The following is a 24,446-nucleotide window of genomic DNA, read 5'->3' as shown; positions in this document are numbered from 1 at the left end:
TCCCCGAAAATCACACCTGTACTTGTTTTCTCGATTGCTGTTCCATTGCGTGCGCCCTGTTGATTGCATTTAAAAATGATTTTGCGGAAGCTTCCAGTACGTCTTGGGCAGACCCGCGCCCGCCGCATTCAAACTCCCCGCATTTCACTTTGACAAAAGCATCCGCAAGCGCATCCTGCCCGGAACCGACTGACTGCAGTTTATAATCTTTCAACTCAATCGGACCGTCAAACAACTTGGTGATCGTATGGTAAATCGCCTCAACACTCCCCGATCCGGTGCCGGCTTCTTCAACAAGCGTTCCCTCCGGTGTTTTGATTCTTACTGTGGCGGTCGGAATATTCAATGTGCCATACTGCACCTGCACACTTTCCAGTTCATAATGCGCAGCATCTGCCGCATCGGTTTGCTTTTCGGCTAAAATGGCGAACAAATCGTCATCGGTCACTTCTTTTTTCTTATCCGTCAATGCTTTGAAAGCTTTAAACGCTTCGTTCAGTTTTTCCTGGCCAAGATCAAAGCCGAGCGCTGCCGCCCGTTCTTTAAAAGCGTGGCGGCCGGAATGTTTTCCGAGCACAAGCCGGTTGCTTGAGAATCCAACCAGTTCCGGAGTGATGATTTCATATGTCGAAGCCTCTTTTAACACGCCGTCCTGGTGGATGCCGGATTCGTGGGCAAAAGCATTCGCGCCGACAACCGCTTTATTGCCTGGTACAACCATCCCGGTCAGTTTGCTGACCAATTGGCTTGTGCGTTTGATTTCATCCAATTTCAAGCGGGTTTTCTTGTTGTAATAATCCTGCCTGATGTGAAGGGCGACCGCCACTTCTTCGAGGGCAACATTGCCGGCCCGTTCGCCGATACCGTTGATCGTCCCTTCCACTTGGAGGACACCGTGTTCAATGGCTGAAAGCGTATTGGCCGTCGCCATCCCGAGATCGTCATGGCAGTGGGCGGATAAAATGACTTTATCAATATTCGGAACGTGCTCCCGTATATAGTCATACATTGCACCATATTCTTTCGGCGTCGTATAACCGACGGTGTCCGGCAGGTTGATAACATTTGCGCCGGCATTGATCACTTCTGTAATGATCCGGACGAGAAAGTCTTTATCCGACCTTGTCGCATCTTCTGCCGACCATTGCACCAGCGGGAATTTTTGCTTCGCATATTTCACAGCCTCAACAGCGATAGCTGCCACTTCATCTGGCGTTTTTCGCAGTTTGTATTGCATATGGATCGGCGATGTGGCCAGAAAAATATGGATCCTTGGCTCGGCGGAATGCTTCAGTGCATCCCAGGCTACATCAATATCCTGCTTGTATGCCCTCGCCAGGCCGGTAACGGAACTGTTCCGGATGGTTTTTGCGATTTTTTCAACCGCTTCAAAATCCCCTTTTGAAGAGGCAGGAAACCCCGCCTCCATGATATCAACGCCAAATTTTTCCAGCTGTTTGGCAATTTCGACTTTTTCCACGGTGTTGAGGTTGACGCCTGCCGATTGTTCCCCGTCCCTTAACGTCGTGTCAAAAACATTAACCTTTTGCATTCACAGCCACTTCCTTTTGTTTAATCGGATTTTTGACAAAAGGCATTAAATCGCGCAGTTCTTCACCGACTTTTTCGAGCGGATGATTTTGCTCGCGTGTGTTGATGGCATTGAACATCGGGCGGTTTGTCTGGTTTTCAAGCAGCCATCCTTTGGCAAATGTGCCGTTTTGGATATCTTTTAAAACCTCTTTCATGCGCTTTTTCGTATCTTCATTCACAACGCGCGGGCCGGAAACGAAATCGCCCCATTGCGCCGTATCAGAGATGGAATAGCGCATATTTTTCAGGCCTCCTTCATAGATCAAATCGACGATCAGCTTCATCTCATGACACACTTCAAAGTAAGCGAGTTCCGGCTGGTACCCTGCTTCCGTTAACGTTTCAAAACCGGCTTTGATTAAGGAGGTCAACCCGCCGCACAGGACAGCCTGCTCACCGAACAAATCCGTTTCGGTTTCTTCCTTAAAGGTTGTTTCCAAAACGCCGGCCCGGGCAGCCCCGATTCCTTTTGCATAAGCAAACGCCAGGTCTTTTGCTTCCCCCGTCACATCCTGGTGGACGGCAACAAGCGCAGGCACCCCGGCCCCTTCTTCAAATGTCCTTCTGACGAGATGCCCCGGGCCTTTTGGCGCAACCATAAAGACGTCAACATTTTCCGGCGGGACAATCTGGGTAAAATGGATGTTGAATCCGTGGGCAAATGCGATTGCATTGCCGGGTTCGAGCCCTGCTTCCACTTCTTCTTTGTATACTTTTGTTTGCTGCTCATCCGGCAGAAGCATCATGATGACATCCGCTTCTTTTGCGGCTTCCTTCACAGGCTTAACGGAAAATCCGTCCTGTTCCGCACGGTTAAACGACCGGCCCGGCCTGACACCGACAACAACGTCAAAACCGTTATCACGAAGGTTTTGTGCATGGGCATGGCCCTGGGAGCCATAGCCGACAACGGCGATTTTTTTCCCTCTCAATGCTTCTTCTTTGATGTCTTTTTCAAGATAAACTTTTGCCATTTTTCATTCTCTCCTTAAGTTCAAGATTTTTATTTTAATAGGGAATACGAGCTTAAATCGGTTACTTGTTTTTGCGAGCCGCGCAGAAATGCGGTCATCCCGGTACGGACCATTTCTTTGATGCCGTACGGTTTAAGCAGGTCAACGAGCGCCTCCACCTTGTCGCTGTCGCCGGTTACCTGGATGGTGACAGATTCCCTGCTGACATCTATGATGGAGGCACGGAACGGTTCGACAAGCCCGCCGATTTCGCTTCTCGTCTGCGGTGTGCTCAATACTTTAATCAAAGCAAGTTCCCGTGAGACGATGGCCTGGCCTGTGATGTCCTGGACTTTGATCACATCGATCAGCTTGTTCAGCTGTTTTGTCAGCTGCTCTGCCTGTCTGTCGTCTTCGACATTGACGACAATGGTCATGCGCGAGATGCCCTCCGTTTCGGTGCGGCCGACCGTAATGCTGTCAATATTAAACTGCCGCTTTGCGAGAACGCCGGTAATTTTGTTCAGCACCCCGCTCTGGTTTAAAACAGTGGCTACAACAATCCGCTTCATGGCTTCACCCCCATCATTTCATGCAAGCCTGCACCCGGCGCGACCATCGGGAACACCGCTCCAAGCCTTTTCACGCGGCAGTCGACAACGGCAGGCCCGTCATCCTCGAAAACGGATTTCAGCACCTGTTCGAGTTCTTCGTTGTTCGTTGCGCGGCAGCCTTTGATGCCGTAGCTTTCCGCAAGTTTGACAAAATCGGGCTGCACCGGGATCGTCGAATAGGAATAGCGTTCTTCGTAGAAAGATTCCTGCCACTGCCGTACCATGCCGAGATACTGGTTATTCACAATGAATATCTTGAGCGGCAGATTTAATTCTTTTACAACGGCAAGTTCCTGTAATGTCATCTGGAAGCCGCCGTCGCCGCTGATCGAAACCACCAGTTGGTCCGGACATGCGATTTGCGCGCCGATTGCGGCCGGAAATCCGAATCCCATCGTGCCGAGCCCGCCGGATGTAATCCACTTGTGCGGCTTTTCAAACCCGTAATACTGCGCCGCCCACATCTGATGCTGGCCGACATCCGTCGAAATGATCGCATCTCCGTTTGTGTAATGATGGATTCTTCGAATAACATGCTGCGGGGACAATTCCTCGCCGTCATCTTCGTACCAAAGCGGAAAATTTTCGGCGTATGCTTTTACATGGCGGACCCACTCATCCGTGCCGGCGTTTTGCAAATCTTCCGAACAAATCTTCTGCAAGGCTTCCTTTGCATCTGCCACGATCGGGATATCGGTTTTGACATTTTTGCCGATTTCAGCCGGGTCGATATCAATATGGACAACCATTGCATTCGGGGCAAAGTGGGCTAAGTTGCCTGTCAGTCGGTCATCGAACCGGGCCCCGATATTAATGAGCAGATCGCACTCGCAAATGGCCATGTTTGCCGCATACGTTCCATGCATGCCGCCCATGCCGAGAAAAAGCGGGTGGCTGAACGGAAAACTGCCAAGGCCGAGCAGCGTGTTTACGACCGGGATGTGGCACTTTTCCGCGAACTTGAGCAAAAGATCAGACGCCTTTGCATGGAGGATGCCGGCTCCTGCCAATATGACCGGTTTTGCAGAATAAGAGACAGCTTCCACAAGCTTTTTAATCTGGAGCGGATTCGGGCTTGTATTCGGCTGGTAACCGGGGAGATATACTTCCCGGTTTTCTCCCATTTCCACCGTGCCCTGCTGGATATCTTTCGGGATATCGACCACCACCGGTCCGGGCCGGCCGGATTTTGCAATATGAAAAGCTTCTTTGACGACCCGCGGCAAATCCCGCAAATCCCTTACCTGGTAATTGTGCTTGGTAATCGGGGCCGTCATGCCGATAACATCGGCTTCCTGGAACGCGTCCGAGCCGATGACGGAAGTGCCGACCTGGCCGGTAAAGACGACGAGCGGGAGCGAGTCCATCATCGCATCGGCAATCCCGGTGATCAGGTTGGTTGCCCCCGGGCCCGAAGTCGCAATGACGACACCTGGTTTTCCGCTAACGCGCGCGTAACCTTCTGCCGCGTGAATGGCCCCCTGCTCATGCCGGGCCAGGATATGCCTGACCGGCTGGTTGTATAGGGCATCGTAAATCGGTAAAACCGCACCCCCCGGATAGCCGAACATGACTTCGACTCCTTCCCGCACCAATAACTGGACAAGCGCCTCAGCACCCGTACATTCTGCTGTTTTCACATTGCCATCCATTCTTGCTTTCGCACACACGATTTAACCTCCTATTCTGATTTGCGCAGGCTCCTTGATTTATCCCAATAAAAAACGCCTTTCTCTCCTTGAAAACGGCAAAAGGAATAATCGTTTTTACCGGTTTTGCAGGGATGAAAAGGCATCTTTTCATGGTACCACCCAACTTCACAGCGTTCTCACAAACGCCGCCTCATGCAGCATCGTTTACAAAATGCTGCTTTTGGTAACGGGTCCTCCGCTTCATGCGGCCGACCCGGCAAGTCCTAGTAGGCAGAACCGTTCAGACTTGCACTCAGAGGCGATGTCGTGACCGGGGTATTTACCGGGCTCCCAGCATCCCCGGCTCTCTAAAAAATACCTGATCCGATCACTTTGTCCCCGTCAACGTTTTTTGCGGTAATCCGATTTTTAAAACCCCGCCTGTATTCGCGGAAGTCACGAGTGCGGAATATCTTGCCAGGTAACCGCTTGTGATTTTCGGCTCCGGCTGCACCCAATTTTGTTTTCTTCTTTGCAATTCTTCATTCGGAACATGGAGCTCAATCCTTCTGTTGATTAAATCAATCGTAATGCGGTCGCCGTTTTCAACAAGTGCGATCGGCCCGCCTTCCGCCGCTTCCGGTGAAATATGGCCGACGCAGATGCCGCGGGTTGCGCCGGAAAATCTGCCGTCCGTAATCAAGGCAACGGTTTTGCCAAGCCCCCGGCCCATAATGGAGGATGTTGGCGCGAGCATTTCCGGCATGCCCGGCCCGCCTTTTGGCCCTTCATAACGGATCACGACGACATGCCCTTCACGGACAAGGCCGCTGTCAATCCCTTTTTGAGCCTCTTCCTGGGACTCGAATACAATGGCCTCCCCGGTAAAGGTGTGAATATCCGGATCGACCGCTCCCACTTTGATCACGGCACCGTCCGGGGCAATGTTGCCATACAGGATGGACAAACCGCCGACCGGGCTGTAAGGATTTTCTTTCGGCCTGATCACTTCAGGATTGCGGATTTCCGCATTTTTCACATTTTCATAGATGCTTTTGCCGGTGATCGTCAGCCGGCCGGGGTGAATCGCCCCCTTAATCTTGCAAAGTTCATGGACAATTGCGCTGATTCCGCCTGCAAGGTGGACGTCGTGCATCGAGTAATCCGACGCCGGCATAATTTTTGCAAGATACGGGACTCTTTCCGCCACCTTGTTAATCCGTTCCAAATCGTAGTCAATTCCCGCTTCCCGGGCAATTGCCAGCGTATGCAGCACGGTATTGGTTGAACCGCCCATCGCCATATCAAGCGCGAAAGCATCATCAATCGCTTCTTCTGTGACAATATCGCGCGGCCGGATATCATTTTTGATACAGTTCATTAAATGACCGACGGCTTCCCGGATAATGCGGTGCCGTTCCTCCGACGTGGCAACGATGGTGGCGTTGCCGGGCGGCGTCAGGCCAAGCATTTCCATTAATGAATTCATCGAGTTTGCCGTAAACATGCCTGAACACGATCCGCATGTCGGGCAAGCGCTCGTTTCCAGCATTTTCAGCTCTTCATAACTGATTTTTCCGGATTTATGGGCACCGACGCCTTCAAATACCGATGTAAGGGACAACTGTTTTCCATCCGGCGCCATACCGGCTTCCATCGGCCCCCCGGAAACAAAGACCGCCGGCACATTTGTCCTCACGGCTGCCATCAGCATGCCAGGGGTGATCTTGTCACAGTTTGGAATGTAAAAGACCCCGTCAAACCAGTGGGCGTTGATGACCGTTTCGGCACTGTCGGCAATCAATTCGCGGCTCGGAAGCGAATACCGCATGCCGATATGCCCCATCGCAATGCCGTCATCCACCCCGATCGTATTAAATTCAAACGGGACACCGCCCGCTTCCCTGATGGCTTCTTTTACCACTTCCGCAAACTTATTGAGGTGTTTGTGCCCCGGGATAATATCAATATAGGAATTGCACACCCCGATGAAAGGCTTATCGAAATCTTCCGTTTTCAGCCCTGCTGCATATAAAAGGCTTCGGTGCGGGGCACGGTCGATCCCTTTTTTGATCATGTCACTTCGCATTCCATCACTCCCATTCTATTGCCTGCGGGGTTTTTCTTGTGCCCGGTGAAAATCCGGATTTTTAAATATCCGCCCGAGAGAATTTTTTATATTCTTTAATTGTTGTCAATCATACGACTTTTGGCCGCCGAGGTCAACCCTTTTCTGTAAACTTTTTTGACAATTTTGATTTGAAAATCTATTTGGAAACGCTTTCATTATTGATTTCATCGACTTTTTCCTTTTTCATTTTTTGAATTGCTCGGGGTTGGCCCCTGACTTCTTTCGTTTCATCTGCTTGCCGCTTTTTCAGATAGCTCTTGTATTGGGCCGGCTTTTGGCTTCTGTTCTTTCTTATCCCATTTCAGCAATTGATTTTTGCGACTTCTGTCCTTTTTGATGGCAGGGACGGGGCTAAAAAATTTTCTGGGAGAGATGTTGACAGATGAAATGTTCAGTGATAATCTTATTTTCAAATAATATAAAAAAACAAAAGTCGAGGACGGGAAGAGTAAGTTTGGATCTTGTTCCCCAGAGAGTTGGCATATTGCTGAAAGCCAATGTTCAAGGCCATTCCGAAGATCATCCCCGAGATGCAAAGCTGAAGTTTACAGTAGGCTTTGACGGCGATTCCCCCGTTAAGAAAGGAACACGTATGTTGGTACGTTGTATGAGGTGCCGCACGCTTTTGTGCGGAATAAGGGTGGTAACGCGAGCAAACTCGTCCCTGTTTCAGGGGCGGGTTTTTTGTTTTTCTCTATATTGCATCGAAAGGAAGCGGACATAGTTATGAAAAGAAACGAAGTATTGTTTATCGGCTTTATGTTGTTTTCCATGTTCTTCGGAGCCGGAAATTTAATTTTCCCTCCTTTTCTCGGCATCCAGTCGGGATCGTCTTACTGGCCGGCAATGGCAGGCTTTATCGTAACGGGGGTCGGGCTGCCGGTTCTCGTTATCGCGGCAGTCTCTTTTGTAGATGGCGGCATCCAGGCGATCGGAAACCGGGTCCATCCGGTTTTCAGTACAGTATTTACCGTGATTGTCTATTTATGTATCGGGCCGTTTTTGGCGATCCCAAGAAATGCAAACGTCGCTTATGAAATGGGGGTTAAACCGTTTCTTTCCGGGTCCGCCCACAGTTCGCCAGTCTCTTTGCTGTTGTTTAGCGCCGTCTTTTTCCTGCTCGTCTATTTGACCAGCCTGAATCCTGACAAAATGTCAAATACGCTCGGGCGCTGGATTACACCGGTATTATTGCTGGCAATGGCTGTCCTTTGCACAGCCGGCTTCTTTAAACTTTCTGGCCGCCCGTTTACGGCACCGGCAGCCGGATACCAGACCGGTTCTTTCTATAAAGGCTTTATTGACGGATACTCCACGATGGATGCGCTCGCTTCCCTGGCGTTTGGCATCGTCATTTTAACAGCGGTCAAACACCGCGGCGTCGCAAACCGGAAACAAATGACGGCCTATACATTAAAAGCCGGGTTGATTGCCGGCGCGATTTTGGCGCTCGTCTATGTCGCACTCGGATTGATCGGCGCAAAAATGGCTGCAAGCGGCACGTTCCAAAACGGCACCGATGTCCTGACGGCAATGTCTTCCCTGCTATTCGGGCAGGCCGGAAAAATGCTGCTCGGTTTTATTTTTATGCTGGCCTGCTTTACAACCGTCGCCGGTTTAACAACAGCGTGCGGGCAATATTTTTCCAATCTGGTGCCGAAATTCAGCTACCATGGCGTTATCATTGCCGTTGCCCTTACCGGCTTTACGCTCTCCAATCTCGGGCTTAATACCATTTTAAAATTTTCCGTCCCGTTTTTGGAAATGGCTTATCCGGTTACGATCGTGCTCGTTGTCCTGACATTTTTCCACGCGGCATTCCGCGGTTCGAAAAAAGTATACGGCTTTGCATTGTTGTTTACGGGCGTGTTTGCTTTAATCGAAGGGCTGAAAGGGTTCGGCGTCCCGCTTGGCTTTATCGGGGCATTCGCCCAAAAACTGCCGCTTGCCGCCGCCGGCCTTGAATGGGTAATGCCGGCTCTTTGCGGAACGGCCATCGGGCTTTTATTCAGCCGGCTGGAACACCACACAAAAGAAACACGTGCCGTCCAGGCAAGGGAACAAAGTTTGTAGCGGCCCGGAAAAGCTTCGAGGCGGCCAGCCTGGTCTCGCTTTTCCCACGGATCGGACCGCAATTCCCCCGGGAGGAAAGTATGGGGAATTGCGGGCAAATTTTTCGCCCGGCGCAAAGCCTGTAATCGAATCATAAACGCTTTACGTTTTCAGCCGCAAAAAAAGGCCCCGCCTCCTGGAAAAGTGCGGGGCCTTTTTTATGATTTCTATAATATAACCGTTAATACAGCGTAATTTCCTTGCTTAAATCATCATATTGAATATATTTTTTCAATGCCTGCTGTAATGTCCCTTTTGTTTCTGCTTTATTTTCAAAGGAAAGGCCCCTTGTGACCATCTGCCTTACAATTTCCGGGCGCAGGCCGGTGATGACCACTTTGCATCCCATCATCGAAGTGCCGTCAATCATCTTAAAAATATGGTCGACTACCTCCATCTCTACTTCTGCAATGCCGGAGAAATCCATTATCAACGTTTGGACATGCAGCCGCCCTACCTCAAGCAAAACTTTTTCTTCCAAAATATTGGTGCGGAACATATCAATAGAGCCGATTAACGGCAAAATACAGACGCTCGATGTAATCGGAATGATCGGGACGGACAGGTTTTCCACCAATCTTTTTTGCTGGTCGATCAGTTCATCTTTATAGGTAGAATACCGGATAAAAAAGTGATTTAAAAATTGGTCAATACGGTCATTGATTTTTTTCTCCATGTTAAAAAAGTAGTCCTGGTCCACTTCAATCCCTTTTTCTTCCCCGTACTTTCTCAGAAATACCCATAATGTCCGGCGGATCGCCTGCACCCACTCCAGTTTCAGTCCGAGCGTCAAAGAATGCGTTGCCCAGGCAATCCCTTCCTGGCGGGCAAAAGTGACCAATTCCTCATCCTGCTGTTCGACGACATACGTCACAATTTTAAAGGCATTATTCAACAAATCAATGTTCCCTATTCTTAAAATTTCATCAATTTTATTTTTTACATTTACGGCCTCATTTAATAACTTCTGTTCGAAGCTGTTTCTATTTTTCTTAAGGTATGTGATAATTTCTTCTTGTTCATTTACAATCGATCTCATTATTCCACACCTCATCTATTATGATAAAAGGATGGCTGTTGAAGCGGCGGCCGCCCGCGTTTTTGCGGCCTGTCCGAAGATCAGCCAGGACAGGGAAAGATGGCCCCGCCTCTAAAAGAACACCATTCTTATACCCCATACACCAAATAAATTAACATGATGCTATATAAATGAACTTAAATTCCTCCCCAGGACCAGGCGCCAATTTGCATGAGGATGACTTTTTGCAGCAGGCAACAGAGCGGCAATATCATGCATAAGGGGCCATTATTTTCACCCGGGTCTCCGGCCGTGCAAAAAGCGGCCGTGGACAATTTGCACCAGCGTTGTGGGATGGGCGGCTATGCGCGAAAGGGGTCTCCCCTATGACTTTCCCCATCCGGCCAGGTTTTTCCTTTCCAACCGGCAAAAAGCCGCTCCATCCAAAGCGGCTTAAATGGCTGTTTCCCTTTTTTCTCTTGAAACCAATTGCGCGGTCATTTTCCTCCAGGCTGCTTTTGTATCCTGAAAATCGCGGTAATGCTGTCTGACGTTGCGGTGGTACTGCTCGAATTCCTCCAGTACATTCATAAAGTCATCCCGTCCGAAGTAGCGGCAAACTTTCGGAAGCGTCTCTTTCAGCCGGGCACGCACTTCCGCCATTTTTTCTTCATAGTTTTCCCTGTCGGTGATATATACATAAAGCGGCTTGTACCGGATCCAGCCGACACATGCTTTGTAAAAACGCTCCACGACCTGTTTCGTATCCGCTTTAATATAGCTTAAATTGGTCGGCAGCACCCCGAGCAGCAAATGCTGGTAAGCGCCGAATCCGTCATGGAAAGTATAGGCCGGAACGCGCAGCACAGTCCGGTCTGCCAGGCATGTGCCTAAGAAAGTATCCTCGCCCCGTGCATTCGGCGGATTGTAAAACGGCAGCACACGGTCCGGATCTGTTAAATTCAGCGTCAAATTCGATCCTGAAATAAATTTTGCACGGTTGATCTCCGGCACTTCTTCCGCTTCATCCTTTACAAGCACACCTGTATCGGCATATGTCACCCCGCCGTTTTTCATCACGGTTTTGATCGTATCCCAATTGACAATATCGTTGCTCAAGGCCTCAATGAGCGTGCGGAAATCTTTTTCTTGCAGGACGTCATTGAAAGAAATGAACGGAATCGGGGAAATGTAGCCGCAATGGTATCCGTTCGTAATATCGGCATTCCGGATATGTTCCAAATGCTTCCGGAGCACTTGCTGGCCCCCCCAGACAGCCGTTTTCCTGCTTTTTGTCACGGCAACCGGATACTCGTCATCATCAAGAAAAATGAGATAATCGATGCCTCTTTTCAACGCCTCATAAACGATGATATTGCGTTTGGACGCGTATCCTTCGCCGAACAAAAGGACTGCTTCTTTTCTGCTCATGCCCATTTGGGATACGAGTTCTTCGGTTGCTTTACGCGTCTCCTTCTCCCCGATGAAATAAGCCCGGTCAATATCTTCCATGCATTCCGTTTCAATATGTACAAAGTCTTCAGGCTCTGCATTTTCGTAGTGCAAATCATAGGCAACAAACAAATGCAGCTTGATCCTGTCGCTCTCCGTCAGTTCGGATTCCTTCAAGTTATACATATACGTTTTTAAAACATTTTTAAAACTTTTTCTTCCTGTTGCAAATCCGATGCCCACATTGATTTCCTTTGCCATTTTCTTCCCTCTCCTTTTGTATTTCTATTTCCTTATACCCTGTTTGGATGTGAACCGAAACATGGCATAATTTCGCCGGCTTGCGGGTAAACTTCGATCTTGCGGGTAAACTTCGATTATGTTGCGTGCAATGTTTGAATGAAGATGAAAAAGTGCAAGAAGATAAAAAAAGGATGTGCCCTGTTTTTTCCGGAAGCAGCCGGGGAAAACGGGCACATGAAAAAAGGAGCAGAGCAATGGCTGGGCAAATTCCTAATGAAAAAACGATTGATGATACCATTGATTTGATGAAATAAGGGTATCTCTACATTAAAAACCGGACGGACGATTATCATGCAATCTTGTTTGAAACCCGTCTGCTCGGGCAAAAAGCGGTGTGCATCAGCGGCGAGGAAGCAGTCAAAATGTTTTATGACCCGGAAAAATTCAAACGAAACGGGGCTGGGCCGAAACGTATTCAAAAAACGTTGTTTGGCGAAAATACGATCCAGACGCTCGATGGAAAAAAGCATCTCCACCGGAAAGCGCTGTTTTTATCGCTGATGGGGCCGGATGCGCAGCAGCATTTGGCACAAATGGTCCGGGCAGCATGGGAAGCGCGCATCCCCGAATGGGAGCAAAAAGACCGTATTGTTTTGTTTGACATCCAACATGTGAAAAAGAAAACGCCTGCCGGTGAATGGCGGGCGTTTTCTTTTTTCTCAATCGTCTCTTCCCAAAATGCCGAGAATTTGCAAAATGTAAATAAACAGGTTGATAAAATCAAGGTACAGGCTTAAAGCCAAAAGCGGGACCATTTCCTCGGAAATGCCATGGTGCTTCATTTGGTTAAAGTCAAAAACAACATACAGGGAAAAAACAATCGCGCCAATGAAGGAGTACGCGAGCATCCCGGTTGAGGTTAACGGGCTGAAAATGCTGAATATTCCGATGAAGATCAGCGCCAACAATGCGACAAGCAATGCGGTGCTTAAAAAGCCAAGATCCCTCTTGGTAACGGCCCCAATAACGCCCATCACGGCAAAAATGCCGAACGTGGAACCAAAAGCGAGCAGGACGACCTCAGCACCGGCCTGGGATGCATAATAAGCTACAATCGGATATGTCGTAATACCGGAAATAAAGGTGAAAGCATAAACGAACAAATACCCAACGCTCTTTTTCCTTCTTAACCAGAAAGCGGCGATGACCATTGCAATTTCTGCAACCATCAGCGGCATCATAAGCGCAGGCGGAATGAATCTCCCCGTATATAAACCCGCCGTTGCAAACAGCAGTGAAACGGCAAAGACGCCAAGCACTTTCTGGAATACAGACCTTGATTGTATGGCCTCCATAAAATCCCTCCTTTGTTTTTCTTATTACTATTATATTTTCACATCGCCCCTGATTTCAATCTTCCCGTCCCATTTTAAAAAATTTTGCGAATGCCCTTGACAAAAATAGGTGGAACATTTAAAGTGTATTTAAACTAAATAATATTTAAAATTCTTATCCAGAGAGGTGGAGGGACTGGCCCCTTGAAGCCTCGGCAGCGGTCTTTTTTAAAGAACTGTGCCAATTCCAGAAAGCATTGCTTGAAGATAAGAAGAGCGGACGGTTCAGTTTTGCAATCCAAACCTCTTCTTATTGCAGAAGAGGTTTTTTAATGGGCCCATGCAGCTAAAAGCAATTTTTTTCTGCGCACAGCAGCTGTTTTAAAAAATATCCAGAAAGAGGGAATCATGATGACGAAAACATTAACAAAAGCGCCGTACAGGGCAGACATTGTCGGAAGCTTTTTGCGCCCGGCCCGGTTGCACGAAGCGCGGGAAAAATTTGCAGCGGGAACCATCCCGGCCGAAGACTTGCGTGCAATTGAAAATGAAGAAATCCGCCGCCTGGTCGGCAAACAAATTGAAGCCGGCCTCGAAGCGGTAACGGACGGAGAATTCCGGCGGAGATTCTGGCATACGGATTTCATGGAACATTTAAACGGGGTAAAAGGGTACGTGCCGAACCATGGATACCGGTTTGTCGGCATCGAAACGGAAGCTTATGACGTCCGGGTAACCGGAAAAGTCTCCTTTAACCCGGACCATCCGCACATAAAAGATTTTATTGCGCTGAAAGAAATCGCCGGGGACAGGGCGGTTGCGAAAATGACTATTCCAAGCCCGAATCAGTTTTTCAATGCCGGAATCCGCAATGAAGACATTTACCCGGATCTTGAAGAATACGCAAATGATATTATCCAAACTTACCGGGATGCGATCAAAGCTTTTTATGATGCCGGCTGCCGCTACTTGCAGCTGGATGATGTTTATCTTGCCGGCCTGTGTGCACCGAAACTGCCGTTTGCAGACAGTGAGCTCGAAAGGGAAAGATTGATTGATCTCGCTTTACATGTAGCAAACAGCGTACTGGAAGACAAGCCGGATGATCTGACCATCACAACCCATCTGTGCCGCGGCAACTACCAGTCGAAATGGGCTTTTGAAGGTCCGTATGATAAAATTGCCCCGAAAATCTTTGCAAATGAAAAAGTAGACGGGTTTTTCCTTGAATACGACGATGAGCGTTCCGGCGGGTTTGAACCGTTGAAATACATTCCGGAAGGCGGGCCGAAAGTCGTGCTTGGTATTTTTACATCGAAAAAGGGAGAGCTTGAAGATAAAGTGCTGATCAAAAACCGGATTCGGGAAGCATCCAGGTATGTACCGCTCGAACAGCTTTGCATCAGCACCCAGTGCGGCTTCTCCTCCACCCACCACGGCAATCTTTTAACAGAAGAGCAGCAGTGGGACAAAGTAAAATATATTGTGGATACCGCAAAGGAAATTTGGGGATAAACCGGGAAAACCCGCTGGGGCAGCCAGCGGGTTTTTTATCATGATGGAGGCACGAATCCCTTTCCTGTCTGCTTGTTCATGATCGAAGCACACAGCCCTTGCTTTAATGCGAATGCTGGGCACGGTTGACATTCCCCCGAACCCCGTGTGCGTGGGCTGCTTCTTCAGCCGGCGATTTAATGAAAAGCGTAATCGCAAAAGAGACCAGGCAGAGAATCGTGATCGCATGGAATGTCGGCATAAAGCCCCCGAGAAGGGAAGCGATGACCGATCCGGATAATGCGCCGATGCCGAAGCCTTGGTAAATCACTGAATAATTGGCGCTTTGATTTTTCAGGCCGAAGAAGTCTGAAATAATAGCCGGAAATACGGTGACATTTCCGCCGAAACCGAAAGCAATCGCAGCAACACAGATAAAGAACAGGGCGAAATTTAAGTGGGCATAGCTCAAAATGGAAACCGCAACGGCCGTCGCGAGCAGCGTCCCTGATACCACTTTCATTCTTCCCACATGGTCTGATAAACCGCCGAGAACGAGCCGCCCGATGGTGTTAAAGACGGCAATCAGCGCCACTGCATTGCTGGCCGTCGCAACATCCAGCCCGACAAGCCTCGTGCCGATGTCTTTAACAAGGCCGATCAGATATAAACCGCTCATACACGCCGTGAAGAACACGATGAATAAGAGGTAAGCTTGTTTCGTTTTGAGCATTTCTTTGATGGTAAAATCTTTTCCGGCCGGCTGTTTGGACACAGTACCGGATGTGGTTGTATTTTCTGCTTCTTTCAAGAGGAAAGATCCGCCGGTGATCATGGCAATTGCAATCACTCCCCAGCAAAGAAAAGCCTGTGTGACACCAAACGAACTGAGGATGGCACCGTTTACAAACTTAAATACTAGGCTGCCGGTCCCGTATGCCCCGACGGAGATGCCTGAAACGAGGCCTTTTTTATCCGGAAACCATTTCATTAAATTGGATAAAGTCGTGATATAAGCTGTCCCGTCTGCATAACCGACAATAAGGCCTGCCAACAGATAGAGCATCCAAAGTGAAGGTGCAAATGAACTCAAGATTAATCCTGCGCCAAGCAAAATGCCGGAAAAAGCAACCAGGCGGCGCAGCCCCCATCTTGCCTGCAATTTTGTCGCAAACAATGTCGATACTGCAAGTGCCAGGCTTAAAATAGAAAATGTCGTCGATACTGCACTCAATTGCCACCCGAATTTATCAACAAGCGGCTGGTTAAATAAACTCCATGTATAAACAGTCCCAAGCCCCATTTGTACAATCATCGTCCCTAATACAATCAGGCTGCGGTTTGCTTTTCGTTCTAACATGTCCGATTCCCTCCGTTTCTTCTGTCCTTTTCTACAGTTCAAATTATAGTACGAAAATAAGGAGGGAACTCATTTTCGGAACGAGAATGCTTTAAAAAGGAATAAACGGTATACAGAAAGGAATGGATGGCACAGGAACAAACCGCTTCTTGAAACTTTCCCGCGCAATGTCCATAAAAGATGGCATATGGATAAAATCAGGTATTCCAATTTATGCACAATCTTCCTGAAAAACGGTATTGCCGGAAGCAGGCCATGCCCGCTTTTTCGGCGCAACACCTTGGAGGATGGCAAATTGGAAAGCAGGCAACTTTTCACACGCGAACGGCTGCAGTGCGCAAAGTAGGCCATGCTATTTTTCACGCCCGCCCCGGCAAAAAAGGAAAAAGCCGACATACACTTTTTGTTCATGCTGCCGCTTTTCCTGCATGGCTGGGCGCTTTATGGCGCTTTATATTAAAAATGCATCAGCGCTTTAAACTGTTTCACATTTCTTCTGCTTACCGGTATTTCCGCGTCCATCCCTTTTAAACGGAGCAAATACGTCTGATTGAACCACGGCACAATTTCCCGGATCTTCGTTAAATTTACAAGATAAGACCGGTGGCAGCGAAAGAAAAGATCCTCAGGCAAAAGGGACTGGAACTCGGATATCGCCATGGGCATTTCAAACGTTTCCTGTTGTGTATAAACAAGCGTGATTTTTTCCTGAGCGGCGCAGTAAAAAATATCGTTTGCATCCGCCACAATAATTTTCTCTCCCTTGCGCAAATTCACCCGCTCTTTCCGGTGAAGCCCGCCATTTCGCGGCACAGCCCCTTCTTCTCCCGGCAATGGATGCTCTCTTTTATACGCAGCCTCAAGCCTTTTCAACATGGCGGCAATTCTTTTTTCTTCATATGGTTTTAAAATATAATCAAATGCTTCCAGTTCAAAAGCCTGTACGGCGTGTTCCTTATAAGCCGTTGTAAAAATAATATACGGTTTATGCGCAAATTTGCTGATGCTTCCTGCCAGCAGCATGCCGTCCAGGGAAGGAATATTAATATCAAGAAAAATCGCATCTGTTTCATGTTCCTGTAAAAATTTCAGCACATCCAGCCCGTCTTCAAAACAATCGGTAATCTCAATCCCGCTGTACGTTTCAATCAAATACGCCAGTTCTTCACGTGCCGGTATTTCGTCTTCCACTATAATGGCTTTCATATTCTCCCACCTTCGGAACCTCAAAATAAACTTCTGTTCCGGGATTCAGCCTTCTGATGGCCAGGCCGTTTCCGTAAATCAGTTTGACACGGCGATGGACATTATAAAGGCCAATCTGTGTGACCGGCATATTATCCTGGTAAACATGCTCAATCACTTCTTCCGGAATGCCTGCCCCTGTATCCGCCACACTGATGCGGACTTTATTTCCCACCTCCTTGACGGAGATTTTTACGATCCCCGGCCCTTTTACTTTTAAAATCCCATGGTTGATTGCATTTTCCACAAGCGGCTGGATAATCAGGCTCGGGATCAGCACGGATACGGCGTCAATCTCATATTCAACCTGCAGGTGGCTGCCGAATCTCGCTTTTTCAATCTCAATATAGTCGCGCACCTGCTGCAGTTCTTTATTGATATCAATAAAATCATCAGCCAATTCAAGATTATAGCGCATAAAACCGGATAAGTTCATGATTAATTTTCTTGCTTTATCGGGATTTCTGCGGGTCGTGGAGGCAATCGCATTTAACGCGTTAAACAAAAAATGCGGGTTGATTTTTGTCTGGAGCGCCTTCCACTCCGCTTTATTGGCTTCTTCTTTGATTTCTTCGATGCGCGAAATTTCCATGAGCGTCGAAATCATCTGGGCAAGGCCGATTGCCATTGTCTGCAGGGAGTAGGTGATTTTGTTCGCTTTTTTATAATAAATTTTTAATGTGCCGGTGACTTCATCCCGCTCCTTTAACGGAATAATCAGCAGACACTGGATCTGCGGGGTCTGCTGGTCCTGGATATGGTTGCGGATCGTAATTTCCCCGCTTTTGATCGCAGTTTTTGTCAGATCACTAATAATTTCATGGCCGATCTGGTACCTTTCCTGTCCGAAGCCGACATAAGCCAGGATTTTTTTCTTATCGGTGATGGCAACTGCATCGGCGCGGATCTCATTTTTAATGATGGCGCAGATTTTTTCCAACGATTCTGCATTGATGGCGCGGAAATACGGCATGGTTTTATTGGCAATATCAAGCGCCAGTTTTGCCTGTTTTGCCGCCACAAATTCCTTCTCGCCCTCCACGCTCTTAATCAGCAGGACAATCAATCCAATATTGACGTCGCCCGCGATCATCGGGAAGGCAATTTTGGACACAATATCCACCCCGGTGCTGAACGGGTGGGCAAAAACAAGAATCAAAAGCATCGTTAATATTTCACAAAACATCCCGGCTGCGATCCCGACGAACCAGCGCCAGGAATTTTTCACTTTCCTGCTGATCAGGCCGGAAATGACGCCGGCTGTAATACTCGTAATCAAGCACGGCACGGAGGTAACCCCGCCAATATCTATTAAATAACGGTGCAACCCGGAGACGATGCCTGTGATAATGCCAACCCACGGGCCGAACAGGATACCGCCGGATACGATGGCAATAATCCGCACATTGACAAGGGACCCGTCCACCTTAATGCCCGAGTAAGTCGCAAAGATGGCAAAACTGCAAAAGACTGCAGTGATAAAACTCAATTCAAAAACAGACGGCTGCTCCTGTTGAAAGATTTCTTTAAAACGCGGAATTCTCGTGATAAAAAATAAGCAGGTTAATAAAAGGGAAGCCCTCTCAAATATTTCCAGCAGCATTTCAAATGACGTTTCCACCGTGCTACCTCCCTCGCGAATGCCGGAAACCGCCCCTTTAAGGCCGGGCCTGGCGCCTGTTTTTTCATGTTTCCTAACTCCAGTTTACTCGATTCCCCGCGCAGTTGGTATGAAATTTAATGGAATTTATGGCGGCGGTTTTTTGTAAACGCAGAAACCCCGTTCTATATAGAAGACACCGGCTGAAAAAATGCCGGGAAAACGCTGCAAACGCGGGCTGTGCAGCAGGATGCTCAAACGCATCGAACGGCAAAAAAAATTGCAGGCATCCCCTCCCGCAATCTTTCAGCCGTTTTCCGGCGCGCTTTACCCCCAATCCTGTGACAAATCATAAGCAAGCGGCGTTTCAATGATCTTTTTCACTTCAGCGGGATCATCCGTTTTGCCAAGCGCCCACATTAGTTTCGGCACGATCGCTTCCGTATTCATATCCCCGGAAACAATCACCGGATATTGCGCGACTTTTCTTCCGACTTCATACAAATACAAATCATGCCCTTCTTCCAAGCATTGCGTCGAAATCATAACAACAATCCCGGCATCGGTCAATTCCTTGATTTTTGGCAGCAAGTTGCGCCCTTCAAACGGCACCCCGCCGTTCCCGAAACTTTCAATGATCACCCCGCGGTAATGTTCCTTTAAAAAATCAAAAATCTCCGGCTTTGTGCCCGGGTGCAATTTTAAAAGAAAGACATCCGGTGACAGGCTTGTCTCAATATGAAACGGCTGCTCCGGCGGTTGTGGCCTCCAATGATAATGCACCTCGTCCCCTGCTACATAAGCCACATACGGATAATTGATGCTTTCAAACGCATCGTAGCTTTTCGTCCGCATTTTCACCGCCCTTGTGCCCATGATCACGCGCCCGTCAAACACGACAAAAACGCCGCCAATCTCCTCGCAGGCAAAGCGGAGGGCGTTGAAAAGATTTTTCTTGGCATCGGTCTTTTTAAAACTGATCGGCACCTGCGAACCCGTCAGCACAACCGGCTTATTCAGGCCCTGCAGCATATACGACAAGGCTGCCGACGTATATCCCAATGTATCCGTTCCGTGTGTAATCAAAAAACCGTCATACTGTTCATAATGTTCCGCAACTGCTTTTGCAATCTGCACCCAATGTTCCGGCTGCATGTTTGTGCTGTCGCGGTTCATTAATATCTTTGCGGTGACATCGGCAGACAAAGCAGCATGCTGAAAATATTTCAGCAAGTCTTCTCCCGAAAGCCCGGGTTTCAGCCCTTCATCCCCCTCAACGGAAGCAATGGTCCCGCCTGTTGCCAAGAGCAAAATTTTTTTCATTTGTGCCACCTTCATTTCTAACTGTCTCGGAAACCAATATAGCTTATTATATGATTTTTGCGGTTCCCGTTCAATTTTTTGTCTCGCCTCTAAAAGCTTTTTCAAACATGCCTATGTTTTTGATACGGGCGGGCCAAAAACGTTATCTCTGCCTCCGGTACCATTCGCCCTTTCCAAAAGCCTTGATGGTTCATATTCTGTTAGAAATGTACGGCATCAATTGATGAGGGAGTGGGGAGTTTGAGCCCGAATTTAGAAAAGTTTGTTGACCGCCTGCCGCTCGCGGAAAAAATCCGGCCAGTGCGGGAAGAGGGCGGGATCGCATATTATGACGTCACAATGGAAGAATTTTGGCAAAAGCTGCACCGGGATTTAAGGCCGACAAGGTTATGGGGGTACAACCGCCGCTTTCCCGGGCCGCTTTTTGACGTGCCGCACGGGAAAAAGATACGGGTGAAATGGACGAATCATTTGCCGCAAAGACATTTTCTCCCGATTGACCCCACCATCTTAGACGGGATGGGAACGGACTTTCCGGAAGTGCGGACCGTCGTGCATCTCCATGGCGGGGAAACCAAACCGGACAGCGACGGCTATCCGGAAGCCTGGTTTACGCGCGATTTTAACGAAACCGGGCCGGCATTCAAAAATGAAGTTTATGAGTATTCAAACAAACAGCGCCCCGCCACTTTGTGGTACCATGACCATGCGATCGGCATTACGCGCCTCAATGTGTATGCAGGCCTGGCCGGCATGTATATCATTCGCGATCAAAAAGAAAAGGCTTTCCATCTGCCATCCGGCAAATACGAAATTCCGCTGCTTCTCACGGACCGGACTTTTAACAATGACGGTTCCCTTTTTTATCCGCGCCAGCCGCAAAATCCGGGGCCCGGAACACCGGATCCATCCGTCGTGCCGTTTTTCCTCGGCGATACGATTCTTGTAAATGGAAAGGTATGGCCCTATTTGGAAGTGGAGCCGCGAAAATACCGGTTCCGGATTGTCAATGCGTCCAACACGCGGGCCTATCAGTTGTACCTTGATTCCGGCCAGGCTTTTTACCAGATCGGCACGGACGGCGGGCTGCTAAGGCGGCCGGTGCAAGTCGGAAATCTGGCACTGGAACCGGCAGAACGGGCGGATTTGATCCTTGATTTTTCCGAATATGCCGGGCAGACGATTTTACTAAAAAATGACCTCGGGCCTAATGCCGATCCGGCCGACCAAACCGGCGATGTCATGCAGTTTCGGGTCGTGCTGCCGGTTTCCGGAGAAGACACAAGCCGCATTCCGCCGTCCTTGTCTTCCATCCCGGTTCCTTCCAGCCAAAACGTGAGCGCCATCCGCCATTTAAAACTGACCGGTGCAACCGATTCATACGGGCGCCCGCTATTGCTTCTGGACAAAAAAAGATGGATGGATCCGGTGACGGAAATGCCAAGGCTCGGCACAACTGAAATCTGGTCGCTTGCCAATACAACGGCTTTTACCCATCCGATCCATATCCATCTTGTCCAGTTTCAAATTTTGGACCGCCGCCCATTTGACTTGGACTTGTATAACGAAACGGGCCAAATTGTATATACCGGCCCTGCGACCCCGCCGGAACCGAATGAACGCGGCTTTAAAGATACCGTTGCCGCACCGGGCGGGCAAATCACCCGCGTCATGATGCGGTTTTCCCCGTATGCCGGCGACTACGTATGGCACTGCCATATTCTCGAACACGAAGACTACGATATGATGCGCCCGTTCCAAGTCATCGATCCGGATCTCCCAGAGTCAGACAGCCCCCTTTCGGATTAAAGGCTGCTAACAAACGAATGAAACCCAACCGGTTTGCAAGGCCTTGAACGGACGGGGATTTACGAATCGCTTTTTGAATAAATCAAGCCCGAAACCCCGGTTTCCCGGATAAATCGTAATAGAATGCCATTTATCCGGGAGCCAAAAAACCGGCAATTAAAAAAAATGTCACATGCAATTTTGGCCATCGTCTGTTATACTAAAAATGGAAAGCGGATTCATTCTGTTATTTTTTTGCTGTATATATACTACTTGACCAAATCATTCATTTGGTCAAAAAAGGGAGGGGGTTGCAATGGCAGACAGGAAAAAGCTGATTGTGGAAGCAGCTGCGAAATCTTTTTCTGAATTCGGCTACAAAGCGACTACAATGGACCATGTAGCAAGAAGTGCAGGCGTCGGCAAAGGTACAATTTATACTTTTTTTAAAAACAAAGAAGAACTGCTTCAATTATGACGCTGATTCAATTTTTGGTTACGTTTTTGCAAAATCCCGGCAGATTCCTTGCCATTGTTATTTTAATCCTGCAGCTGACGAGCAGCGCCGGGACTTTTCCATTGGAAGTCATTCCGAAATTCATCCAATGGTTTAACCCGCTGTTGCCGATGACCTACAGCGTGCGCGGATTTAAAGCGGTTGTTTCCAGCGGAGAGATGGGTGTGATGTGGCAAAACGCCGGCATCCTGCTGATTTATATCGTAGGTGCCGAAGTCCTCACCCTGTTGTACTTTGTCATCCGTTACCGCCGCCAGTACGGACAGTTGCATAAACATACAGTACCGGAAGAAGTTTAAAGATTTGATGCCGGGTTCTGGGATTTTTCCGGCCGGCTCATAACAAATTTAACAGGCTGCCCGGCGAGATGGCCGGGCAGCCTTTTTTCCAGCCCGCTCCGATTCCGGAAGCAATCTGTTGATTCTTTTAGATACCGCTGGTTTTCGGGGCGTGCTGCCAGTTTTTTGGATAAGCTTGCTGTTTTTCAGTATTCCTTCACGTAGAACGCTCGATGTGAAGAAAGGCTGGGGCTTTTGCCGGGTTTATTCACGTATGGACTCTCTGCGTGAAGGAATCAATGCCTTTTTTTCCGAATATTTTAACACAGGGGCGTTCTATGCGAAGCATCCGAATTTCCGGCCCATGTCATATCTCTTTTCCGCCCGCCCATCTTTTTTTCAAATCTTCTACAAGCAAATCGGCAAGGCCTTCCTGGTACCCCGCTTTTTTCTTCAACCGCATTTCATTTGCCACTAAAAGCAGTTCAGGGGATTGAACCGCATCCAGCTTGGAAAGCCGGGCGGATATATCCTCTTCCGACAGAACCCGCAAGTATGCATCCGGGTCCATCCGCCAAAATACCGTTTGCCCGGGAAAACGGTTGCTGAGGCGCTCCGCCATGGCAACGCCTTCCGGATCGAGATCGCCCGAATAATAAAAAGTACACCCGTTTTCCGCAAGACGCTGCAGCATGATCCAGGCAGCAGTGCGGAACTGGCCATGCGTGCAAATCACAGGCGCATCGGGCACTTCATCAAGCACGGCCGAAGCCACGCCGGAATTCTCAATGATCCAGACTTTTTTTCCCACCCGCGGCCAAATGTTCGTAAGCTGCAATAATTCTTTCACCGGGACATTCATGACCGTCCCTGCAGCAGCTGCTTCCCGCCAGACCGGGTGCAGGCCGTTTTCCGTTTCCGCCAAAAATGCGCGGCACGTCACAAAACTCCATAAGTCATCCCGCATCAGCCCGGCATTTGCGTACAGTTCGTTCAATTCTTCCGTCGTTTTCGGCATCTCTTCGATCAGCCCTTTCAACAATTGGCTGGTGAACAAACAATGGACAAAGAGCCTGCCTTCGAAACGGTTCTGGTCAAAAAAATGCGGGTTCCCTGTCACACGCTGGGAAAAAAACGGAATTCGTTCATATTTCCCTTCTTCCGGCAGCATTGTGGAAGCTTTCAAGACGGTTGTGAGCTGTTCGGACAACGTATCCGGATCCTGCTTGTACGCATGCCAGATAAAACGCGTGTCAGCCGTTTTACCGGCAATCCGGCGCCACCACCAGTTTCCGCCCGGCATCGTCTCCGCCAGCCGCGCCAAAAACTGTTCCTCTTTCTTTTTCTCTATTTCCCCTTCTTCCGCTTTGGAAAAAATTTTTTCCCTCAAAACCGCTTCAAGCAGCTCAACCAGGGTGTACTTGCCGAAAACAGTCGGCGCCAGCGCCTTTTCAAATGCCCGCAGCGAAATTTTGTTTTTCTCTCTGAGCAAATCAGGGGACGTGCCGGCAAGACCTGCAATCGCCTCCAGTTCAGTGCGCGTAAAACCGGCAAGACTGATGGTTCCCCCGATATGGCCGAGCGAACGGTATTTTTCTTTAAAAAGGCGGAACAGTTTCATCATCCCCGGTTCCTTCCTTAACAGATCGATCGCATCATTCATCCTTCCCAACTCCTTTTCACAAGCTCTCTCCCGACATCTTGTTTCCCGCTTCCGGAACCTCTTTTACACCGGTCAAAAGAAGCCGGAATGGTTTTCC

At 48.7% G+C, this 24,446-nt stretch carries 18 protein-coding genes, 1 pseudogene, 1 riboswitch and 1 other annotated feature; of the genes and pseudogenes, 6 read left to right on the top strand and 13 right to left on the bottom strand.

What is annotated here, in order from left to right; translation table 11 throughout:
* Window positions 1-10: 10 nt before the first annotated feature.
* From IC21_RS05980 to ilvD, 5 genes are all read right to left on the bottom strand, one after another.
* Window positions 11-1,552: a 2-isopropylmalate synthase gene (locus tag IC21_RS05980; protein ID WP_029141662.1), complete on the bottom strand. Its 1,542-nt coding sequence runs from the start codon at window positions 1,550-1,552 to the stop codon at window positions 11-13.
* Entirely contained in the window at window positions 1,539-2,567 is a 1,029-nt protein-coding gene (gene ilvC, locus IC21_RS05975) for a ketol-acid reductoisomerase (RefSeq protein ID WP_017550959.1), read from the bottom strand. The genes IC21_RS05980 and ilvC overlap by 14 nt, the downstream gene beginning before the upstream one ends.
* Before the next feature lie 29 nt (window positions 2,568-2,596).
* Window positions 2,597-3,118 (bottom strand): acetolactate synthase small subunit, encoded by a 522-nt coding sequence (gene ilvN, locus IC21_RS05970; protein ID WP_013860312.1) that lies wholly within the window; start codon window positions 3,116-3,118, stop codon window positions 2,597-2,599.
* Window positions 3,115-4,830, bottom strand: a complete 1,716-nt coding sequence (gene ilvB / locus IC21_RS05965; protein WP_029141663.1) for an acetolactate synthase large subunit — start codon at window positions 4,828-4,830, stop codon at window positions 3,115-3,117. The genes ilvN and ilvB overlap by 4 nt, the downstream gene beginning before the upstream one ends.
* Window positions 4,831-5,179: 349 nt before the next feature.
* The gene (gene ilvD / locus IC21_RS05960; protein WP_013860314.1) at window positions 5,180-6,880 is read right to left on the bottom strand and encodes a dihydroxy-acid dehydratase; all 1,701 of its coding nucleotides are present in this window, start codon (window positions 6,878-6,880) and stop codon (window positions 5,180-5,182) included.
* A 469-nt stretch (window positions 6,881-7,349) separates the two neighbouring features.
* Window positions 7,350-7,591 (top strand) — a binding site (T-box leader).
* A 57-nt stretch (window positions 7,592-7,648) separates the two neighbouring features.
* On the opposite strand from ilvD, the gene brnQ reads away from it, so the two are divergent.
* Entirely contained in the window at window positions 7,649-8,995 is a 1,347-nt protein-coding gene (gene brnQ, locus IC21_RS05950) for a branched-chain amino acid transport system II carrier protein (RefSeq protein WP_029141664.1), read from the top strand.
* A 220-nt stretch (window positions 8,996-9,215) separates the two neighbouring features.
* Here brnQ and IC21_RS05945 read toward each other — a convergent pair whose 3' ends face one another.
* Complete coding sequence (locus IC21_RS05945; RefSeq protein WP_029141665.1) at window positions 9,216-10,073, bottom strand: STAS domain-containing protein; 858 nt, start codon at window positions 10,071-10,073, stop codon at window positions 9,216-9,218.
* Between the two features lie 432 nt (window positions 10,074-10,505).
* Window positions 10,506-11,765 carry a hypothetical protein gene (locus tag IC21_RS05940; protein ID WP_029141666.1) on the bottom strand — a complete coding sequence of 420 codons (1,260 nt, stop codon included), beginning with the start codon at window positions 11,763-11,765 and terminating at the stop codon, window positions 10,506-10,508.
* Between the two features lie 341 nt (window positions 11,766-12,106).
* On the opposite strand from IC21_RS05940, the gene IC21_RS05935 reads away from it, so the two are divergent.
* Window positions 12,107-12,544: a cytochrome P450 family protein gene (locus IC21_RS05935; RefSeq protein WP_029713770.1), complete on the top strand. Its 438-nt coding sequence runs from the start codon at window positions 12,107-12,109 to the stop codon at window positions 12,542-12,544.
* Here the strand turns inward: IC21_RS05935 and IC21_RS05930 are convergent.
* Window positions 12,467-13,102 (bottom strand): Bax inhibitor-1/YccA family protein, encoded by a 636-nt coding sequence (locus tag IC21_RS05930; protein ID WP_013860318.1) that lies wholly within the window; start codon window positions 13,100-13,102, stop codon window positions 12,467-12,469. The two genes, IC21_RS05935 and IC21_RS05930, sit on opposite strands and share 78 nt — an antisense overlap.
* A gap of 151 nt (window positions 13,103-13,253) precedes the next feature.
* Window positions 13,254-13,355, top strand: a riboswitch (SAM riboswitch).
* A gap of 137 nt (window positions 13,356-13,492) precedes the next feature.
* Here IC21_RS05930 and IC21_RS05925 point away from each other — a divergent pair.
* Complete coding sequence (locus IC21_RS05925; protein WP_029141668.1) at window positions 13,493-14,596, top strand: 5-methyltetrahydropteroyltriglutamate--homocysteine S-methyltransferase; 1,104 nt, start codon at window positions 13,493-13,495, stop codon at window positions 14,594-14,596.
* Between the two features lie 103 nt (window positions 14,597-14,699).
* Here the strand turns inward: IC21_RS05925 and IC21_RS05920 are convergent, their stop codons facing one another.
* The 4 genes from IC21_RS05920 to IC21_RS05900 form a co-directional block, all read right to left on the bottom strand.
* Complete coding sequence (locus tag IC21_RS05920) at window positions 14,700-15,935, bottom strand: L-lactate MFS transporter (protein WP_029141669.1); 1,236 nt, start codon at window positions 15,933-15,935, stop codon at window positions 14,700-14,702.
* Between the two features lie 456 nt (window positions 15,936-16,391).
* A complete protein-coding gene (locus IC21_RS05910) occupies window positions 16,392-17,141 on the bottom strand; it encodes a LytR/AlgR family response regulator transcription factor (RefSeq protein ID WP_017550128.1) in 750 nt (249 codons plus the stop codon).
* Window positions 17,101-18,801, bottom strand: coding sequence for a sensor histidine kinase (locus IC21_RS05905; RefSeq protein WP_029141671.1), 1,701 nt, complete (start codon window positions 18,799-18,801; stop codon window positions 17,101-17,103). The genes IC21_RS05910 and IC21_RS05905 overlap by 41 nt, the downstream gene beginning before the upstream one ends.
* Window positions 18,802-19,107: 306 nt before the next feature.
* Window positions 19,108-20,103 carry an asparaginase gene (locus IC21_RS05900; RefSeq protein ID WP_035180639.1) on the bottom strand — a complete coding sequence of 332 codons (996 nt, stop codon included), beginning with the start codon at window positions 20,101-20,103 and terminating at the stop codon, window positions 19,108-19,110.
* 240 nt (window positions 20,104-20,343) lie between these two features.
* Here IC21_RS05900 and IC21_RS05895 point away from each other — a divergent pair, with 240 nt between their 5' ends.
* The 3 genes and pseudogenes from IC21_RS05895 to IC21_RS05890 all read left to right on the top strand — a co-directional run bounded on the left by IC21_RS05895 (window position 20,344) and on the right by IC21_RS05890 (window position 22,707).
* Entirely contained in the window at window positions 20,344-21,912 is a 1,569-nt protein-coding gene (locus tag IC21_RS05895; protein WP_029141672.1) for a multicopper oxidase family protein, read from the top strand.
* Between the two features lie 295 nt (window positions 21,913-22,207).
* Window positions 22,208-22,357 (top strand): annotated as a pseudogene (locus tag IC21_RS16165) (TetR/AcrR family transcriptional regulator); the annotation flags it as partial.
* Window positions 22,358-22,365: 8 nt separating this feature from the next.
* Complete coding sequence (locus IC21_RS05890; protein ID WP_029141673.1) at window positions 22,366-22,707, top strand: YhgE/Pip family protein; 342 nt, start codon at window positions 22,366-22,368, stop codon at window positions 22,705-22,707.
* Between the two features lie 346 nt (window positions 22,708-23,053).
* Here IC21_RS05890 and IC21_RS05885 read toward each other — a convergent pair whose 3' ends face one another.
* The gene (locus IC21_RS05885; protein ID WP_029141674.1) at window positions 23,054-24,349 is read right to left on the bottom strand and encodes a TIGR02679 family protein; all 1,296 of its coding nucleotides are present in this window, start codon (window positions 24,347-24,349) and stop codon (window positions 23,054-23,056) included.
* Between the last annotated feature and the right edge of the window lie 97 nt (window positions 24,350-24,446).

The organism is Heyndrickxia coagulans DSM 1 = ATCC 7050 (assembly GCF_000290615.1).
Lineage (GTDB): Bacteria > Bacillota > Bacilli > Bacillales > Bacillaceae_C > Weizmannia > Weizmannia coagulans.
Note: the sequence above shows the minus strand (reverse complement) of the source record. Positions and strands in the feature narration are given on the sequence as shown.